At 47.2% G+C, this 18,294-nt stretch carries 14 protein-coding genes; 12 read left to right on the top strand and 2 right to left on the bottom strand.

Annotated features, from left to right (window positions below; all coding sequences use genetic code 11):
* Positions 1 to 17: 17 nt before the first annotated feature.
* On the top strand, positions 18 to 830 hold the full coding sequence (locus tag P364_RS0113080) for an AAA family ATPase (RefSeq protein WP_024630562.1): 813 nt from the start codon (positions 18 to 20) through the stop codon (positions 828 to 830).
* A gap of 160 nt (positions 831 to 990) precedes the next feature.
* Here P364_RS0113080 and P364_RS0113075 read toward each other — a convergent pair whose 3' ends face one another.
* Together P364_RS0113075 and P364_RS0113070 are read right to left on the bottom strand one after the other, a co-directional pair.
* On the bottom strand, positions 991 to 2,454 hold the full coding sequence (locus P364_RS0113075) for a sensor histidine kinase (RefSeq protein ID WP_024630561.1): 1,464 nt from the start codon (positions 2,452 to 2,454) through the stop codon (positions 991 to 993).
* Complete coding sequence (locus P364_RS0113070) at positions 2,439 to 3,125, bottom strand: response regulator transcription factor (RefSeq protein WP_024630560.1); 687 nt, start codon at positions 3,123 to 3,125, stop codon at positions 2,439 to 2,441. The genes P364_RS0113075 and P364_RS0113070 overlap by 16 nt, the downstream gene beginning before the upstream one ends.
* Before the next feature lie 190 nt (positions 3,126 to 3,315).
* Here P364_RS0113070 and P364_RS0113065 point away from each other — a divergent pair, with 190 nt between their 5' ends.
* The 11 genes from P364_RS0113065 to P364_RS0113015 all read left to right on the top strand — a co-directional run bounded on the left by P364_RS0113065 (position 3,316) and on the right by P364_RS0113015 (position 18,175).
* Positions 3,316 to 4,035 (top strand): YceI family protein, encoded by a 720-nt coding sequence (locus tag P364_RS0113065; protein ID WP_024630559.1) that lies wholly within the window; start codon positions 3,316 to 3,318, stop codon positions 4,033 to 4,035.
* Between the two features lie 245 nt (positions 4,036 to 4,280).
* Positions 4,281 to 8,645, top strand: coding sequence for a glycosyl hydrolase 53 family protein (locus tag P364_RS36165; protein WP_024630558.1), 4,365 nt, complete (start codon positions 4,281 to 4,283; stop codon positions 8,643 to 8,645).
* Positions 8,646 to 8,804: 159 nt separating this feature from the next.
* Positions 8,805 to 9,821, top strand: a complete 1,017-nt coding sequence (locus P364_RS0113055; RefSeq protein ID WP_024630557.1) for an iron-hydroxamate ABC transporter substrate-binding protein — start codon at positions 8,805 to 8,807, stop codon at positions 9,819 to 9,821.
* Positions 9,822 to 10,063: 242 nt separating this feature from the next.
* Positions 10,064 to 11,104, top strand: coding sequence for an SPFH domain-containing protein (locus P364_RS0113050; protein ID WP_024630556.1), 1,041 nt, complete (start codon positions 10,064 to 10,066; stop codon positions 11,102 to 11,104).
* On the top strand, positions 11,101 to 12,204 hold the full coding sequence (locus P364_RS0113045) for a hypothetical protein (protein ID WP_024630555.1): 1,104 nt from the start codon (positions 11,101 to 11,103) through the stop codon (positions 12,202 to 12,204). The genes P364_RS0113050 and P364_RS0113045 overlap by 4 nt, the downstream gene beginning before the upstream one ends.
* 80 nt (positions 12,205 to 12,284) lie before the next feature.
* Positions 12,285 to 12,998: a response regulator transcription factor gene (locus tag P364_RS0113040; RefSeq protein WP_024630554.1), complete on the top strand. Its 714-nt coding sequence runs from the start codon at positions 12,285 to 12,287 to the stop codon at positions 12,996 to 12,998.
* Positions 12,995 to 13,984 carry a sensor histidine kinase gene (locus P364_RS0113035; RefSeq protein ID WP_029880967.1) on the top strand — a complete coding sequence of 330 codons (990 nt, stop codon included), beginning with the start codon at positions 12,995 to 12,997 and terminating at the stop codon, positions 13,982 to 13,984. Before P364_RS0113040 ends, P364_RS0113035 begins: the two co-directional genes overlap by 4 nt.
* 182 nt (positions 13,985 to 14,166) lie before the next feature.
* Positions 14,167 to 14,937 (top strand): ABC transporter ATP-binding protein, encoded by a 771-nt coding sequence (locus P364_RS0113030; RefSeq protein ID WP_024630553.1) that lies wholly within the window; start codon positions 14,167 to 14,169, stop codon positions 14,935 to 14,937.
* Positions 14,912 to 16,861, top strand: coding sequence for an ABC transporter permease (locus P364_RS0113025; RefSeq protein WP_024630552.1), 1,950 nt, complete (start codon positions 14,912 to 14,914; stop codon positions 16,859 to 16,861). Before P364_RS0113030 ends, P364_RS0113025 begins: the two co-directional genes overlap by 26 nt.
* A gap of 115 nt (positions 16,862 to 16,976) precedes the next feature.
* A complete protein-coding gene (locus P364_RS0113020; protein WP_024630551.1) occupies positions 16,977 to 17,708 on the top strand; it encodes a ZIP family metal transporter in 732 nt (243 codons plus the stop codon).
* 188 nt (positions 17,709 to 17,896) lie between these two features.
* Positions 17,897 to 18,175 (top strand): hypothetical protein, encoded by a 279-nt coding sequence (locus P364_RS0113015; RefSeq protein ID WP_024630550.1) that lies wholly within the window; start codon positions 17,897 to 17,899, stop codon positions 18,173 to 18,175.
* Positions 18,176 to 18,294 lie beyond the last annotated feature (119 nt).

The raw sequence follows: 18,294 nt of genomic DNA, 5'->3' as shown, positions 1-18,294 counted from the left end.
AAGGAGAACGATCAACGATGAGCAAAACTAACCATATAAACCGGATTCCACGTGCAAAAGGCATCGATATGGCCGCTTTTTATTCACCGAAAGAGTGCGGACGAAAGGCAAAGCATATTGTATTCTCCGCAGATAATGAACGAGTGGTTGAAGAGTTTATTACCATTCTCGGTATGAAAGAGCAGTTTGCAGATCACGATGTACCGATGCCGAACAAAATGGTAATGTTTGGTCCTCCGGGTACAGGCAAAACATTAACTGCCTTCCATCTTGCACACCGACTTCAGCTTCCGCTGGTCCTTGTAAGGCTCGATGCCATTATTCACAGCCATCTTGGGGAAACGGGAAGCAATGTTCGTAAATTGTTTGAATATGCCCGGGCTAACCCCTGTGTGCTGTTCCTTGATGAATTTGATGCCGTTGGGCGTACACGTGAAAGCAATGATGAGGTTAAAGAGATGGCTCGTGTTGTTAATACACTGCTGCAATGCCTGGACGAATTCGAAGGAGATAGCATTCTTGTTGCCGCGACCAACCTGGAGACACAGCTAGATCAGGCAATATGGCGGCGATTTGATACCAAAATGACCTACGGGATGCCGGATGAGTCGAGCCGTAGATTATATATCAGCAAGCTGATCGGGCAGTTTGAACAGGAGAGCCGAATGGAAGATTACACGTGTGAACGCCTCACAGGATGCAGCTATGCGGATGTAGAGCAGATTGTCTTAAAAGCAAAACGGAAAGCGATTATTGCGAGTAGCCCGTTGCATGAGCAACTCATTGATGACGCATATGCAGAATATATGCCGCGTGTACTGACCACATAGTATGCTTATATGAATATCCCTTACTGTCGTCACATATCAAATAGCCCGGTCCCCATGAAGGAATGCCGGGCTATTTGATATTTCAGCGTGTTACTTTAGCTATCTGTCTTTGGTTCTTGGCATCTGAAGAAAGCACGCTTATGACATGTGTATCGTGGTGCTACGCATTTGCCGCTGCGCGGTAAAGTGGTTCTATCTCTGGCTTTTCCGGACCCGACCAACGTGGCAAGGCTAAGGTGAACAGACTGCCCTCATGACTGCTGGAAATCAGGGTTAAATCCCCTCCCTGGGCTCGAGCAAGCAGGCGGCTATAGGTCAGTCCCAAACCTAGCCCGCGGGTACGGCGTTTTTTAATCTCGCCACGATAGAAACGTTCGAAGATCTTGGGTTGATCTTCTTTGGAGATACCCGTACCGTTATCCTGTACATCAACAAACAGCTTGTCCGCCTCCACACGCAAACGGATATGAAAGACAGCAGCTTGGTCGGAAGCTGCGGCTTGGAGCCCGTTATTGAGCAGGTTGACCATGATCTGCTGAATCCGAAGTGCATCACCGATGGTATAGAGCGTACCCGGAGGTGTGTGCAATTCAATCTCGGGAGACTTGTCCTCATAAGCGATTTTCCACTGATAGATAATCTCACCCACCAGTAAATTCAGATCTATACGTTCCCGACGAACAGCAACACTTCCAGCGCTCATCGCATTGTAATCAAGCAGGTCAGCGACCATGCGTTCCATACGTTCGGATTCTTTGAGTGCAATGTCCAGAAATTCCTTCGCTTCCTCGGGACTGACGATATCATCCCGAACAGCCATTACAAGTCCTTTAATTGAAGTTACCGGTGTTTTCAATTCATGGGTTACCCCAGCAAGCGACAGGGCACGCCATTCCTCCAACTGCTGCAAACGAATGGACATCTCGCGAAAGGATTCGACAAGTTCATTCATCTCCCGTTCCCGTGTGTTCAGATCCAAATTGACTTCATAATTTCCGTTTCGGATCTGCTCTGCGGCATGAGCGACCTGGCGAATAGGCCTGGAGAGCTTGCGGGACAGGAGGTAGATCGTAAACCAACCACACAGGATTAATGCAACGAACAGGATGCACACCACCAGCATCGTTTCCGGATTGTATGCAATGGACTTTTTGGATTGCATGACCCACACTTTACCGAGCGTTTGATCGTCATCCGTGACGTTAACCGTCACCCCGGCAAATTTTTTGTTTCGGGGTTCACCCATATCGTCTGACAATCGGTTATACACATCCTGCTGAGTCATTTTCGGTTTGGAATAAATTAATTGGTTATTATTGTCCAGCACCATAATACAAAAGTAATTGTCCGTATTGAAAAGTTTGGTACGCTTGTCCACCAGCCTGTCGAGATCCGGAGGGACATGAATTTTATTCTCGGCTCCAGCTACCTTCTCGGCGATTTCCAGTCCCAGCAGTTGGGCCGTTTTAAGACCTTTCTCAATGGAGGTGGTTCGGATCCAGTAGAGTGCCCCTGCAACAATAATGGTGAAACCGATGAATAGGATTAGAAAATATCGAAGCGTCCAGTAGGACAGAATGGATGTTTTACGTTTTGGCGTATTTCCTTTTAGTTGGCGATCCAAAATTGATACCCCATTCCCCGTAAAGTCCGAATTTCTCCTGTTTCCGGCAACCAGTGGGATAGTGCCTGACGCAGCCGTTTGATCGACAGGTCCACAGCCCGGTCACTTCCGTCATAGTCCATGCCCCATACCTGTTCAATGAGATGATCCCGTGTAAATGTACGGTTAGGATATTCTGACAGGAACAGGAGCAGTGACAAATCTCGTGGTGTCAGGGCAACCTCTGCTCCGTTCAAAAGTACCTGTTTGGCAGCCAGATCAATAACCAGATTGCCAAAATAACGTTTGCCTTCACCACCAGCTGTCCAGTGTGGATTGCGGCGAAGTACAGCATTGACGCGGGCTACGACCTCCTCAGGCACAAAGGGTTTGCTCATATAATCGTCAGCACCGGCATTCAGACCGTTCAGACGGTCCTGAATATCATCCAGTGCGGTTAGCATGATGACGGGACAAGCACTTTTTTCACGAATCATTCGCAGCAGATCCCAACCGTCCATTCCAGGCAGCATCACATCCAGCAAGACCAGGGAAGGAACATCCGAATCAAATAGAGTTAGAGCAGTCGGCCCATCCGCTGCATGACGAACGTCGAATCCCGCTTTTCGAAGATAGGCAGCCAGCACTCGGGCAATCGCCTGCTCGTCTTCGACGATGAGTATGGATTTCAAGAAGGCGTCTCCTTTCATTTCAGAAGCTTGTGTACTGATTTTACATGAGCGGAAGCACAATGCCAATGAGGCAATTATTTTCAGAAAAAATGCGTTGTACGTCATTTCTTGACGTCATCCTGACACATTGGGCTGTTAAGATGCTGATACATAACCAACTTATACAGTTACCCATTGGAGGAGAATAGTGATGAACAAAAAGACAAAAACATGGATGATCTCAGGTGCGGCAGCAATCGTCATTCTTGGGGGCGGAGGTTATTATTTCGCGAACAGTTACCTGGGCAACAACGTCGAGATTGAGCAGGTGCTTCCTGCCAGCACCGCCGCGTCCACAACGGGAGCAGGATCGGACAGTGGCACAAGCGTATCCAACGAAACAGCCGCAGCAGGGCAATTGAATGGAGACTGGAGCATCAGCGAAGGTTCGAAAGTATATTTCTCCGTAACGACATCCCAGGAGACGGTTAATTTTGCGGACGAACAGGTCAGCGGTAACTTAATCCTTAATGTAGACGATGCGTCCCAGATGAAAGCGGATGGACAGATTGAGATGAGTGCCATTGATTCAGGTAATAGCCAGCGGGATGGACATGTGAAAGAAGCTGATTTCTTCGATGTTTCTACGTATCCACAAGCTACATTTACCGCTACCTCATTTGAAGGTGTGCCAACGGAATGGCCGGTAGGCCAGACAGTGGACTTTAAAATGAACGGAACCCTTACGGTAAAAGGGATTGAGAAAGAGGCTACATTTGACGTAAAAGCCGCTTATGAAAATGACCAGGTGTTGTTGTCCGCCACAACGATGGTTACCTTTGAAGATTTTGGTATGGAAAATCCACATTCGGTAGTTCTTTCTACTGAAAATGACATTCAGGTACAACTGGAACTGAAGCTCAACAAATAAGCATTTGAACATACAAGACCCGAATCTGTTCCAATCCGCCGGTGTGGTGGAGGGGACAGATTTTTTATGTTAAGAATGGGAATCGATCCGCGTTGAGCAAGGAATTACCAATCAATCTGTTAAAATAACTGCTATTTCCTTGGGATAATACCGTGTCCTCGTTTATTGTTAAGCGCTTACAATGATAATGATTTACAACATTCTTTGTTTAAGTTGAACCAAACACGATTAGGGGGAGATTAAGCATGCACAAAAGATACATAAGCGGCTGTCTCGTATTACTGCTGTTGTTCTGTGATCTGGGTCTGATGGCTCGACCAGCGGCAGCAGCGAAAGTAGACGTTGCACTGGGCAAGACGGTAACAGTCAGCTCGGAGGATCTGCAGTGGGGGGGCAATAAAGAGAACGCAGTGGATGGCAAAGACAATACGAAATGGAGTGCGGACAGTCCTACTTCAGTGGATCAACCGCACTGGTTGACGGTAAACCTGGGAGCTTCATACCATCTTTCCGGCGCGGAAATAACGTGGAAGGATGCAAACCAGGTGGTGAAGTTTTTGGTTGAAGTTTCGGAGGATGGAAATACCTGGACTTCGGTAGCGGATCAAACGACTAACGAAACGCCCCAGAGTGTAGCCAATCTGGATTTTCAGGCGGACGCAGTTCAGTACGTAAAGGTCACGATTCCTTATTATGCGGGTACTGACTGGTGGCCTGGCATTTCCGAGCTGCAAATCTGGGGCGAGAAAGAGGTACGTGACCCGGCAGATATCACAAGTTATGATGCAGTCAACGTGTCTACCGTAAGCCGGAGCGCGCCTGTTTTGCCTACTGAAGTCACGGCACATTACCAGAACGGTAAATCGGGCCTTGTCCCTGTCGAATGGGAGGGAATTGACCCATCACAGTATGCTTCAGCAGTTAACTTCACAGTAACAGGAGCCGTCTACGGAGCATCGGTTCAACCTGTAGCTACCGTTACGGTAGAAGGATACCGCAGTGATTTTGTCAGAGGGGTGGATATTTCCACGTTAACCGCCATTGAGGATAATGGTGGTTATTATCTGGACAGTAATGGCGCAGAACGCGATCTGCTCGATATTCTCAAAGACCGTGGCGTGAACTATGTGCGGCTTCGTCTGTGGAATGACCCACAGAAATCAAATGGATACAACGACAAGGACGATGTGATTCGTCTGGCTCAGCGGGTAAAAGAGAAAGGCATGAAGATCCTACTGGATTTCCATTATTCCGATGAGTGGGCACATCCCGGTCAACAGCTTCGTCCCAAGGCCTGGGAAAACCTCTCGTTCGATGAATTGAAGACGGCGGTGTATGAATACACGCGTGAAGTGGTAGGTGAAATGAAGGATGCGGGCGCCATGCCCGACATGGTACAGATTGGTAATGAAATCAACAGCGGTGTGTTAAACGGATTGAATAGTAAAATCAATTTTGATGAAAACGTGGCATTGCTTCAGAGTGGAGTTAATGGCGTGCGCGATGTCCCTGGAGGAAATCAGGTTCAAATTATGATCCATCTGGCTGAAGGGGGCAAAGCAGATACATTTGACTGGTATTTCGGTGAATTGGAGAAAAAGGGACTGCAGTACGATATTATCGGTCTTTCCTATTATCCCTTCTGGCACGGAACATTCGCAGATGTGCGCAAAACGATGAATGAGGTATCCGCGAAATATGGAAAAGAAGTCATTATTGCCGAGACGTCATATCCATTCTCGTATAAAAACGGGGACGCGCACGGCAACATTATTGGCAACCCGGAAACGCTGAATGTGGGAGGTGCTACCTTCCCGGCAACCGTACAGGGACAATATGATGCGATTGCAGGCATCATGGACATGATTTCTCAAGTTCCAAATCAGAAGGGCGCGGGTTTCTTCTATTGGGAGCCTGCATGGATTGCGGCCGATGTAGGCTGGATCGCTTCCGAGGGAGACGCATGGGAGAATCACGCCATGTTCGATTATGACGAATACCCGGCGAATGGCGGTTACTCGTATGAAGGTCGTGCCCTGCCATCGCTGGATGTGTACAAACGTGGACTCGACATTCTGCCCGCAGATCGGAAAGAGCTGTCGGCAGCCATTACACGTGCACAGGCACTTGAATCCAGCGATTTCACACCTGAAAGCTGGCCCGCATTAGCTCCTGCCATTGCAGCAGCAGAGAATGTTTACAAGCTGGCTTATACATCAGGTGGTGTGACACAACAGGATACGGATGCTGCGGCGACCAATCTTCATACGGTTATGCAGCAGCTCGACGTTATACCTGCGAACCGGAACGCTCTTGAGGCGATCATTGGCGAAGCCAAAACATACAAGGAAACAGACTGGTCTGCTGCAACATGGGCTGTATTGACCAAGGCTCTTGCTCGGGCAGAACAGGTGATGGCAGATCCAAGATCTACCCAGACCGAGGTGAATACATCAGCAAAACAAGTGGAAGCAGCAATCCATGGTTTATCCAATGTGGACAAAACCGAGTTGACACAATTCATTGGTGAAACACAACAACTGACCGAATCGTCCTATACACAGCGAAGCTGGGCAAACCTGAAAGCAGCATTGCTATCGGCAATCACGGTGAAAGACAAGCAGGATGCCAATCAGACCGAGGTGCAGGAGGCTTTGGCTACACTTCAAAAAGCAAATAACAACCTTGTTCTGCTGGAAGCATTAACAACAGGTAAAACAGCTACTGCATCAAGTAGTGCAGGTACAGGTGGTGGACAAGCCAACTCACCTGGAGGTGCAATCGACAGCAATCCGAATACTTCATGGGGAACCGATCAAAGTGTAGGAAGTTGGTGGCAAGTGGATCTTGGAGCGACAGCCGTGATCCGCAAGCTGGAAATGTCCATGTGGAGCGGTGGGATTAAATACAAGATCGAAGTATCCAACGACAATGAGAACTTTGTCAAAGTCGTAGATACGACAAGTGATGTAGTTGTATCGACCAATCCAAGACATATTCTGCCTGCAGGCACGGAGGCGCGTTATATTCGTCTTACTATAACAGCAGGTTCTGAGTGGGTAGGCTTTATGGATTTTGAAGCGTACGGGGTGTTCCCGGCGGACAAATCTTCCCTGGAGACAACAGTGAATTCCGCTGCGAAGCTGCGTCAAAGTGAATATACAGCTGCAAGCTGGAATGTGTTTGCACAGGCATTGTCGTTGGGCCGCTTGCTCATTAATGATGCAGAAGCCAGTGCACAGGAAATTAGTGGCGCGGATACCGCATTGAAAGAAACAGTTAGCCAGCTTGTACGGCAAGAGTCGACCCTGGGTCAGCCGTCACAGCCCGGTCAACCTGCGCAGCCTTCCACGCCTGGATCATCGCAGAATCAGAATCCTGGCAATTCTTCTGTAACGCCATCTGTTGAAACGGGCAATCCAGGAGAAAGTGGTTCCATTACTTTTAAAGGTACAAGTACGGGATCGGGCACATATGTGATCCAACCTGATATGAAACAGTTGTCTCAAATGATCCAAGGAATGGCAGCAGGGAGCAAAAAGCTAACCTTGATTGCAGATGTTCCCAAGGATTCCAAAGCTGTAACCTTCCAGCTAAATGCCAACCTACTTCAAGAATGGGCACGTATTGACGCATTACAGTCGCTGGAGCTGACGATGAAACAGACTTCTGTTCGCATCCCACTAAGTTCACTGAAGGATACCCGTAGCGAAGATGTGGCTACAATGGATGTCATTCTGGCAGAAGACTCCACCGCTAATCTGTCTGAAGCGCAAAAGAAAGCTATCGGTAACCGCCACGTGGTCAGTGTGGATCTACTGTTGAACGGGCAGCCGTTGCAGTGGACAGATCGAGCCATTGAAATGACGATGTCGAATGTGCAATATTCAAATGCAGAAGACGTTGTGCTGGTTATCCAATCCCTTTTGCCAAATGGTGAAATGAAACCAGTAACTTTTACCCAATATGATGAAACGACCAACAGTCTGGCTTTCAAGCCGCTTCAATCAGGCCCTTTTGTGATTACTGAAGTACAGGTGCCTTTAAATGATCTGCAATCCTACTCCTGGGCCATAAAAGAGGTGCAGAATCTGTATGGCAAAGGAATCATTTCAGGCATGACAGATACCCAATTCAGTCCGCAAGCAGAACTGACACGAGCACAATTTTTGCAAATGATTATTAAGGGCATTGGCGAATCACGCTTGCCGGATACATCCACTTCATTTCCAATGGATGTGAAGAGTAATCAGTGGTATTCGGATTCCGTACGCCTTGGTCTGGAGATGGGAATTGTACAAGGCAGAGCGGACGGATCGTTTGGAGCGAATGAACGTATTTCGCGTGAGGACATGGCAGTGATGTTAAACCGTGCTATACAGGTCATGAAGCAGGAAGCCAGTGCAGTCGTTGATTCGTCGTCCAGCAGTGCAGGATTTCATGACGACGCAGCTATCGCTGCAAATGCAAAACAAGCTGTTGCGGCGATGCGGGAGCAAGGCGTGCTTAAAGGTATGGCAGATGGTACATTTGCGCCTAAACAGCATGCGAACCGTGCACAGGGTGCAGTCGCTGTAACCAGAATTATGGAGCAGATCTATTCATTCTAGTGCGCACATGATATAGGGATCGGGTCTTTCTGGCTCGGTCTCTATATTTATGTATACCATTAAAATGGTAGACAGTTCTTAGCCTATTCTGCTATGATTCAAATGATAATGATTACCATTATCATAATAAGCGTTGAATTATAGGAGGCCGTCATGTTTATTTTTAAATCCAAATCGATTCTGTCCATTTGCACGTTATTCATTGTATTTACGCTTGTTCTTGCGGGCTGCGGAAATGCCGGTACAACAAGTAATGAAACGGGGAGCGAATCAGGGCAGACGACTGAGAAGCAGGAATCCGCTGGAGCCGATACAGCTCAGAACGAATCAACGGAAAGTGAAACACGTGATTATGAGACGGATAAAGGGATGGTTACCATTCCTGCACATCCGAAGCGCATCGTGACCGACTACTACGGGGGCGAAATTCTGTCTGTAGGCGGTAACCTGATTGGTGTGGAGCCAAGTGCTTTTGATAATCCGTTCATTAAGGACAAGCTCAAAGACACCACAGATGTGGGTTATCCGGTGAACGTTGAAAAGACGCTGGAATTACAGCCTGACTTGATCGTCGTGATGTACGATGACAACTATGAGGAACTGTCCAAAATTGCACCAACCGTGCATATCCCTTACGGCACAGCAACAGATATCAACAAAACAGTCGAGCTGTTTGGTGATTTGATTGGTCAACCGGAGCAGGCGGAGGCGTTTATTGCCGATTATGAGAAAAAGGCGGCAGAAGGACGAGAGAAGCTAAAAGGCATTGTGGACGAAAATACAACCGTTGGGTTATACGAGTTGACGGACAAAGGGGATCTATGGATCTTTGGCGACAACGCAGGCCGGGGTGGACAAGTCGTATATAATGCTTTGAAGCTGAAAATGCCGAGCAAGGTGAGCAAAGACAATCAGACCGTGCAGCTTTCGCTGGAAGTTCTGCCCGAATACGCTACCGATTACATGTTCATGACGGTATATGATCCAGAAAAAAAAGGTGAAGCGCTGAAGGAATTCAAACAGTCCAAAGTATGGAACGGTCTGGATGCCGTGAAGAATCACCGATTCTTCGAGAATGATTTTGACACATTCTATCGATATGATCCGATCGCCATTACAGCCCAGATTGATTTGTTTGTTGATCTGATCACGAAGAGCGCTGAACAAAATAAATAAATAACTAACAAGTTGCTTAGTTGCTTACTTCTATTATTAAACTAACCACTTATCCCAGTTATGAGTTATCATTACAGACTATATTCAGTGACAATCGACCTGCCTTAAGGCTTCTGCCGGGGGGAGGTCTTTTTTGATGTCAAAAGCAAAAAAAATGTTAATGTCATATTGACAATATCGTATCTGTTTGTTATCATTTCGATAATATCATAATGACAATATTAAGAAATGGGGAATGAGCGATGTTTGGATTCCGATTCGTGAAGTTTCAACCCAGTGAATATGTAATGAAAGTGAAAAATGGTCAGGTGCAGCGTCAAGGTGTGGGTTTGTCCTTTTACTACTATGAGCCGACAACGTCGGTTGTGGTTTTGCCTGTATCTTCTGTGGATGTACCCTTTATGTTCGAAGAGATTACGGCGGATTATCAGACGGTTACGGTTCAGGGTCAGCTGAGCTATCGTATTGTTGATTATATGAAAATCACCCAAAGCTTGAATTACACGTACAATTTGCGCAAGAACAGGTATATCTCCGATGATCCTGGCAAGTTGGATCAACGTGTGATTACGACCGCCAAGGTGCTGACCAAAAAACATCTGGAGCAAATGCCTCTGAAGGAAGCCATTCAATCGAGTGAACGACTGGCCAGCAGCATGAAACGGGAAGTGGTACAGAGTGAGGAACTGGAGAAATTGGGCGTAGAGCTGATGAGTCTTTCCATTCTCGCCATTTTGCCTAATAAAGAGACCATGCGTGCACTGGAAGCACAAGCACGGGAAGAGATTTTGCGTCAGGCCGACGAAGCATTGTATGTACGTCGCAATGCATCCATTGAACAGGAGCGTAAAGTGAAGGAAAACGAACTGAACACGGAAATTGCCGTTGAGACGAAGAAACAGCAGATTCGTGAAACGCAATTGCATGCCGAACGTTCGGTGAAACAGAAACAAAATGAGATAGAACAGGAACAGCTGCAATTCAATACGGCGATGGAGGAACGGAAGCAGCAGCTCATTGAATTGACGATCGCCAATCAGAATGCCGAAGCGGATGCGAAAGCCTATGAAATTGCTGCCGTGATGAATTCGTTACAGCATGTGGAACCTAGCGTGTTACAAGCGATGGCCAACATGGGTATGAACTCGGATAAACTGATCGCTATTGCATTCCAGGAGCTAGCCGAGAATGCCGGGAAAATTGGGCAGCTTAACATCTCGCCGGATCTGCTGCAAGGATTGATGAATCCACCGAAAAGAGAGCAGGGAGGTCGGGCACGATGAGACTTGGGAAGGCAAGCCAGACTGTAGCTGCACACACTGCGGGAAGTGAACCCATGACTGAATACAAGCTGATTTTGGTCAAACGCAGAACAAGGTTGGAAGAATTAGTGGTTCGTTATAATACCGTCCAACAAGCCCAGTTCTATATTGAACGTCTGGGGGCGGACTTCAGTGATTACCTGGAGGAAGATAGACGTTATCATCATTCCGTGCATCAGGCACAGCAGCAGCTCAGCCAACTGGGCCGGGTTCAGATCATTGATCGGGAACATGTGCCCAACTTTATTTTTGGAGCACAGGACATTGTAGTCGTCGTCGGACAGGACGGTCTGGTTGCCAATACGCTCAAGTATGTAACCGAGCAGCCGCTTATTGGTGTAAATCCTGATCCAATGCGTTGGGATGGGGTATTGCTGCCATTTACGGTGGAGGATCTGAGCTTCATTATTCCAGATGTTATTCGTAAACGTCGCTCTCTGAAAGAGGTGACTCTGGCCAAAGTGGAGTTGAATGATGGGCAGTATCTGTATGGCGTCAACGATCTGTTCATTGGCCGAAAGACGCATGTATCTGCTCGTTATGAAGTTCGTATCGGTTCATCAGTAGAACAACAATCTTCCAGCGGGGTGATTGTATCTACCGGAATGGGATCGACGGGCTGGTTCAAAAGTGTACTCGCAGGTGCTGCCGGGGTCGTGGGCTCGGAAGCGTGGCAGCACATCCAATCGGATGAAGCTTTCACCACGGATAAAGACAGCAGGAGCTTTCATCCAGGCTCGAGGCCTAAAGGGAAAGATTATTCAGAAGAACGTAGCCCTGTGACTGCATCTGCACAGGGAAGCATGAGCGGCTTGAATCACTTCGCTTGGGATGCGCCTTATCTGTATTTTACAGTACGTGAGCCCTTCCCCAGCCGGACGACTGCGGCCAATCTGGTGTTTGGACAGATTCATCCGAAACAGCCTTTGCACATGGTCTCCCAGATGCCAGAGGATGGCGTTATTTTTAGTGACGGGGTAGAACAGGACTTTCTTGAATTTAATTCCGGGGTGGAAGCCACCATTGGTTTGGCGGAGAAGCGTGGACAGCTGGTCGTCTGACCTTTATTTCCAAACCGTTTCCGACTAGAATGGTAATCTAGATGTAGAAGATATGTCAGGGAACGGAAAGAGGGTTGACGATGCAATCGATATTGTTGGTTGAAGATGATGCGAAGCTCGCAGGATTGTTGGCGGCATATTTGATCCGGAATGGTTTTCAAGTGCAGATCGTAACTGATTTCCGTCATGTACTGGATGAATTTGTACAGATCGGTCCGGATTTGGTGTTAATGGATGTAAATCTGCCTCAGTTTGACGGCTATTACTGGTGCAGACAGATCCGCTCGCATTCCATATGTCCCATTCTATTTATTTCGGCTCGTGATAGTGGCATGGATCAGGTTATGGCGCTGGAGCATGGGGCGGATGATTATATTACTAAACCTTTTCAATATGAAGTAGTTCTTGCTAAAGTTCGTAGTCACCTGCGTAGAGCGTACGGGATGTATGCAGCTGTACAACCAGAGATGAAAGTGAAAAACGGCCCTATGATACTGTACCCCGAAAGATATGTGTTGGAGTACGGGGGGCGTTCCCTGGAGCTGACACAGAAGGAATCCGTGTTGGTTGAAGCACTGATGGCCAAGGCAGGGCGAGTAGTTAGCCGGGAACGTTTGCTCGAACTGATGTGGGAAGATCAGCATTTTATTGATGATAATACGTTGAATGTGTACATTACACGTGTTCGCCGCAAGCTGAAAGATCTGGGGGCTGAAGAGATTCTGGAAACGGTTCGTGGAGCGGGTTATCGGTTGCTTGATCTGGAGTCAGCTTCCCAGGAGGATAGAAAATGAAACTGTTCTTAAGGGATCAGCTGCCCCTCATCGGATTTTATTTGCTGCAATTGCTGCTGGTCCCATGTGTATATTGGCTCTCAGGTGAAGAGCGGCCCATGAGGATTGTTCTTTATGGCATATTGCTCAGTACAGTGGTATTAATCGTATATCTGACCGTACGTTATTTCCAGCTTCACCCATATTATCGTGTGCTCCAGCATCCACAACGGCTGGTACAGGAGCCTTTCCAATCGCTTGGCAACTCTCCTGTGGCAGAAGCATTACAGGAATTGATGCATGAACTGGAGCGTAACCGTCAGAATGAAATCGGTCAATTGCGCAGTCACAATGAGCAGCAGGTTGTGTTCATGAACCGTTGGGTCCATCAAATGAAGACCCCATTATCGATCATTCAGTTGACCCTGGAAGATGTGGAGGATACAACTGCTGGCAGCATTCAGGATGAACTGGATAAAATGCGCAAAGGGTTGGAAATGGTACTTCATTCTTCACGTCTGGAACAGTTCGAGGGGGATTTCCGTGTGGAGCTTCTGTCTCTACCGGAGGTGGTTCGAAGCAGCATCGCTGAGAATCGTCGTCTGTTTATTCGCCGGGGGATTACGCCGGATATCCGAATGGACAACAACCTTCAAGTCTATAGTGACTCCAAGTGGCTGCAGTTCATGTTTACCCAGATTTTGACCAATGCCGTCAACTACTCAGCCAGCAAAGCGGGTAAAAAAGTCATAATTACTGCCTATATGGAGGAAGAGCGAATCGTATTGGATATTCAGGATCAGGGGATCGGCATCTCAGCTGAAGATATTCATCGCGTGTTCAATCCTTACTTCACAGGAGAGCGGGGAAGACAGTATCATGAATCTACGGGCATGGGACTGTATCTGGTCCGTGAGATTAGTTCACGTCTGGGTAATCAGATTGAACTGTTCTCCAAAACGGACGAAGGAACATTAGTCAGATTCAGCTGGATGAATCGGAAATAGAGGCGCTTTGCCCATGGGCGAGGTGCTTTTTTTATGGATACGGAGTTTTTTCATAGAAGGGGAACATAACCTTAAATGCTTTGTAAGGAAAGTTTAAGGTAAATCGATAGCAGGGTTGTGGGAGGTCGTTTAGGATAAGGATATGAAAAAACACAGATCGTTCAGTTGGAGGGGAAACACCTATGGAAATGTTGCAAGTTTCGGCACTTAACAAAGTGTATCAGGGCAAAGTGCAGACTCAAGCCCTTAGTGATATTCATCTGACCATCAAGCAGGGTGAATTTGTAGGAATTATGGGACCATCGGGCAGTGGGAAAACGACTTTGCTCAATATGGTTTCGACCATTGATGAACCAAGTTCAGGCAAGGTGCTAATTAATGGCATGAATCCGTTTGATATGAAAAAGAAAGAACTCGCCATGTTCAGACGTCGGGAACTTGGGTTTGTATTTCAGGATTTCAATCTGCTCGATACCTTGACCGTCGCTGAAAATATAGTACTGCCATTAACGCTGGACAAGGTCAAGCTGAAGGAGATGGAGAGCAGACTCCATCGGATTACGGCTCAGCTTGGAATCGATCACATTCTGGATAAACGTGTCTATGAAATCTCGGGTGGACAACGGCAGCGTACAGCCATTGCCAGAGCCATGATTAATATGCCATCGATTGTACTTGCCGATGAACCGACAGGTGCACTGGACTCCACGGCATCCCAAGCGGTCATGGAATCGCTTGAACAGATCAACCAAGAAGAGAAAACAACCATTATGCTGGTCACACATGATCCGCTTGCCGCAAGTTATTGCCATCGGATTGTATTTATCAAGGATGGCAAGCTCGCAGCGGAAGTGCATCGTGGAGATAACCGTCAGACGTTCTTCCAACGAATTATAGATACATTATCGTTCTGGGGAGGGAATTCGCATGAGCTTTCCTCAGTTCGCCTTTAACAACATTCGCCGAAACGGGCGAGCATACATCGCCTTTTTTCTAAGCAGTGTATTCATGGTCATGATCTTCTTCGCGTATGCCATGTTCATCTATCATCCGTATGTTGAGAAATTACCGATTGGCAAAACCACGGCAGCGGGAATGCAGGTCGCTTCGGTCATCGTCTATGTGTTCGCGATCTTCTTCGTTATGTATTCCATTAGTGCATTTCTGAAATCACGGAATAAGGAATTCGGTATACTGACCATTTTGGGCGCGGAGCCGGGACAGATTCGAAGACTGGTCATTTTGGAGAATATGTTTATCGGATTTCTATCCATTATAGCCGGGATCGGTGGGGGCATGTTATTGTCCAAGCTGTTTCTGATGTTAACCACCCGATTTATCGGTATGGATGATTTGCCTTTTTATTTTCCTGTAAAAGCGATGTTGATAACGGTAGGTGCCTTTTTAGTACTGTTCTTCTGCATTTCCCTGTTCACACTGTTCTTTATCGGGAATAAGCGGGCACTGGAGCTGTTAACGGGAACGAGCAAACCCAAAAAAGAACCCAAAGCATCTTGGGTGTTCTCTATTCTTGGGCTGGCTTTCCTGGCTACGGGATTCATCGCTCTATACAGCAGTTTGTCGAGTGAAAGCATTCTGATCGCTGCTGTGACAGGCATTGCGGGAACATATTTCTTCTACTCGCAGCTCTCCGTGCTCACCATACGGCTGTTGAAGCGTAATCGGAAACGGGTATGGCATGGGACACGCTTGCTGTGGATTTCGGAGATGAGTTACAAAATAAAAGATAACGCACGTATGCTGTTTATGGTGACGGTGGTCATTGCGATTGCTTCCATGAGTGCAGTTGTCATTTTGTCGCTGGATCAGCAGAATCGACAAATGTTTAGAGACAATCATTTTCCAATTCGTTATAACGTGTACAGCGCATCGGAAGAGCCGAACATGGCTCCTGTCAACGAGGTTCTTGATGCTGCCGGTCTTCCATACCAGGATGTTTATCTGGAATACTTTTGGACAAGTGCGGATGGCAATAGAATCAGTATGATGTCTTTGAGTGATTTCAACCAGTTCAACGCAATCCAGAACAAACCGACTTATACTCTTGCACCCCATACAGGCATATTCATCGATTCCCGTAATATGGAGAAGCCTCGTCAACAGGAACGGTTCCATGCCTATGCCAAGGGCGATCAGTTAACGCTGGATACGAACTCAGAGACTGCTAAGATCGATATTAAGTACACTGAAATTGAACCGGAATTCAACGGACTTTTATATGCATCAGCCCTAGTTATTGTAAATGATGAAGAGTTTAATGCTCTTGCCGGACAAATGGACAAAGATGCAATTTCCGGTAAATACCTTTATCATATCCCTTCTTGGGGGGAAACCGTGCCCGATCGGCAATCATCTGAAGCAATGGTAAGCGATCGGCTGGAGGGCATGGATGAGATCATTAGAAATAGCTCTAATGATAAAGACTTTTCCGGCTTTTTCACGACGCGATATGCTGACTTTGAAGAATTCAGACAGACGACGGCGCTCTTTACCTTTCTGGGCATTTTCATCGGATTGATCTTCTCGATCTCCTCAGCCAGCTTTCTGTATTTCAGACTGCATACGGATCTTGAAGCAGACGGGAAAATGGTACATTCTCTCTCGAAAATGGGTCTTAGCTTTCAAGAGATGAAACGATCATCGACGATCCAGATTGCGATTCTCTTTTTCTTCCCGATTCTGATCTCGATCATTGAAACCCTCGTTGTGGTTAAACCGTTCTTGAAGGAATTCGGTATTACGGAATATACGGTGCCTGTGTTAACCGTGTTTGGTGCGTTTCTGCTCGCACAGACCTTCTATTTCTTCATTATTCGTTCAAGATATATTTCTTCACTACGTAAAATGATGGTTTAGTGTTAAAGGTTTTTCGTTGTTTTCCATTCACCTGGTGATGTACCCTGTTTTTGTTCTCTATGCTCCGGTTAATGGAGTGATAGATCATATATGAACATGAGAGGGGTCATCCCGGATGTGGACTGCATTCATGTGGGGCGGCATCTGCGCCTCGGCTGTTGTCATTGGAGCACTTGCTGCGCTATTTCTGAAGATTCCCAAACGAGTGATAGGCTGGATTATGGCTTTTGGTACAGGCACCCTGATTGGTGCGGCCGCATTTGAACTGATTGGAGAAGCTCTGAATGATGGGGGGATTGTGCCGACCGCGATTGGATTTACTGCAGGGGCGGTCGTGTACACCCTGTTCGATTTGCTCATTTCCAGTAAAGGGGGAGCAGGTCGCAAGCGTTCGGCAAACGCCGGGAAGGGAGATTCCAATCAGAGTGGACTTGGCATTTTTGCAGGGACGGTCATGGATGCCATTCCTGAATCGATTATGCTGGGAGCCAGTTTGCTCGCCGGAAATGGTGTCAGTGTAGTACTGGTTGTTTCTATTTTTGTCAGTAATATTCCTGAGGGTCTGTCCAGTACGGTTGGACTGCAACGCAATAAATACTCCCGCTCCAGGATTATTCTCTTGTGGTTGGGTGTACTGATCATCTCTCCACTTGCAGCCCTGGGAGGGTATCTGTTTCTGGAGCAGCTGCCCGATGAGATGGCCGCGGCTATCGGAGCATTTGCCGGAGGAGGCATCATTGCGATGATCTGCTCCACAATGATGCCTGAAGCATTCGAAGAAGGAGGACCTGTCGTAGGTTTTATTGCTTCAATGGGACTGCTTGTCTCCCTTTTGCTTGACATTTGATCGCGTGGGTTGGAATAGTGAATAGGAGTGCCTTCCAGATGATGATCTGGAGTAAGGTGCTCCTTTTTACGTTGCATTTCCTTGTGCTAAGCACTGGAGTTACATATAATTTTAGGTAGAACAACTGGGAAATGTTGAGTGGTTGCTTTCAGCGACGGCCAGCATACAGGGGAAAGGCAGGGATTAAAATGAAACGTTTCGAAGATGAAGGGGCTTATAAATACAGCTTCTACGCTGTTCTTCGCCGGGGGGAGCAGATCGATGTGAAATGTAAACTATGCGGCGGGCACGCTTTTATTGTCATAGAAGATGATCTTCTGGCATGGAAATGTTCGCAATGTTACGCTCATGGAATGCAAGAGACGGAATATCAGTACAATGCCAAGAACAATTGCATCCGATGCGAGCGTTGGTTCAACGTTGAAGTGACGGATGAGAAAAAGATATCTCAGCTGATTTGCGCGTAAAGCCTGGAAATATACCTTTGAAGACGCCTTCCCATACCATCCCTGCGTATATCAAGAACGCCAAGAACAGAGAGTTGGTTGTCCGCACGTTGACCAAACTTCAGCACACGACAGAATGA

The sequence above is a fragment of the Paenibacillus sp. MAEPY2 genome (assembly GCF_000499205.1).
GTDB classification, from domain to species: domain Bacteria; phylum Bacillota; class Bacilli; order Paenibacillales; family Paenibacillaceae; genus Paenibacillus; species Paenibacillus vandeheii.
This window is presented reverse-complemented; position numbering and strand designations above follow the sequence as displayed.

Excerpts from the sequence above, each read along its gene's own strand:
- P364_RS0113020 (WP_024630551.1), top strand. The coding sequence starts at position 16,977 with ATGTGGACTGCATTCATGTGGGGCGGCATCTGCGCCTCGGCTGTTGTC.
- P364_RS0113040 (WP_024630554.1), top strand. The coding sequence starts at position 12,285 with ATGCAATCGATATTGTTGGTTGAAGATGATGCGAAGCTCGCAGGATTG.
- P364_RS0113050 (WP_024630556.1), top strand. The coding sequence starts at position 10,064 with ATGTTTGGATTCCGATTCGTGAAGTTTCAACCCAGTGAATATGTAATG.
- P364_RS0113045 (WP_024630555.1), top strand. The coding sequence starts at position 11,101 with ATGAGACTTGGGAAGGCAAGCCAGACTGTAGCTGCACACACTGCGGGA.
- P364_RS36165 (WP_024630558.1), top strand. The coding sequence starts at position 4,281 with ATGCACAAAAGATACATAAGCGGCTGTCTCGTATTACTGCTGTTGTTC.
- P364_RS0113080 (WP_024630562.1), top strand. The coding sequence starts at position 18 with ATGAGCAAAACTAACCATATAAACCGGATTCCACGTGCAAAAGGCATC.
- P364_RS0113025 (WP_024630552.1), top strand. The coding sequence starts at position 14,912 with ATGAGCTTTCCTCAGTTCGCCTTTAACAACATTCGCCGAAACGGGCGA.
- P364_RS0113030 (WP_024630553.1), top strand. The coding sequence starts at position 14,167 with ATGGAAATGTTGCAAGTTTCGGCACTTAACAAAGTGTATCAGGGCAAA.
- P364_RS0113015 (WP_024630550.1), top strand. The coding sequence starts at position 17,897 with ATGAAACGTTTCGAAGATGAAGGGGCTTATAAATACAGCTTCTACGCT.
- P364_RS0113065 (WP_024630559.1), top strand. The coding sequence starts at position 3,316 with ATGAACAAAAAGACAAAAACATGGATGATCTCAGGTGCGGCAGCAATC.
- P364_RS0113035 (WP_029880967.1), top strand. The coding sequence starts at position 12,995 with ATGAAACTGTTCTTAAGGGATCAGCTGCCCCTCATCGGATTTTATTTG.